Below are 822 nucleotides of genomic sequence, written 5' to 3' on the forward strand. Positions count from 1 at the left end.
GCTGGAACGTGATCAAGGTCGTCTGGGGCCGGGAATGGGATGACCTGCTCACCAAGGACACCGACGGGTCGCTGGTGAAGATCATGAACGAAACCCCTGACGGGGACTACCAGACCTACAAGGCCGAATCCGGCGGGTTCGTCCGCGAACACTTCTTCGGCAAGGACCCCGCCACCAAGGACCTGGTCGCGGACCTGACCGATGACCAGATCTGGAACCTCAAACGCGGCGGCCACGACTACCGCAAGGTCTACGCCGCGTACAAGGCAGCGACCGAGTTCAAGGGCAAACCCACCGTCATCCTCGCCAAAACCGTCAAGGGCTACGGCCTCGGACCCCACTTCGAGGGCCGCAACGCGACCCACCAGATGAAGAAACTCACCCTCGATGACCTGAAGAAGTTCCGTGACCACCTGCGGATCCCCATCACGGATGACCAGCTCGACAAAGACCTGTACCAGCCCCCGTACTACCACCCCGGCATGGACGCGCCGGAGATCCAGTACATGATGGAACGCCGCGCCGCCCTGGGCGGCTCGGTCCCCGAACGCCGGTCCAAGCACGCCGAAATCACCCTCCCGGACGCGAAGTCCTACGAGGTCGCCAAGCGCGGTTCGGGCAAGCAGCAGGCCGCCACCACCATGGCCTTCGTCAGGCTCCTCAAGGACCTGATGCGGGACAAGGCCTTCGGCAAGCACATCGCCCCGATCATCCCCGATGAGGCACGCACGTTCGGGATGGACGCGTTCTTCCCCACCGCGAAGATCTACAACCCCAAGGGCCAGAACTACCTCTCCGTGGACCGGGACCTGGTCCTGGCCT

Annotated in this window: 1 protein-coding gene; it reads left to right on the forward strand. The window is 63.6% G+C overall.

What is annotated here, in order from left to right; all coding sequences use genetic code 11:
• Positions 1-822, forward strand: an 822-nt coding sequence (locus AC5RT4_RS17735; protein ID WP_494106619.1) for a thiamine pyrophosphate-binding protein, incomplete at both ends; no start/stop codon positions are given.

The organism is Arthrobacter sp. sptzw42, assembly GCF_059089685.1.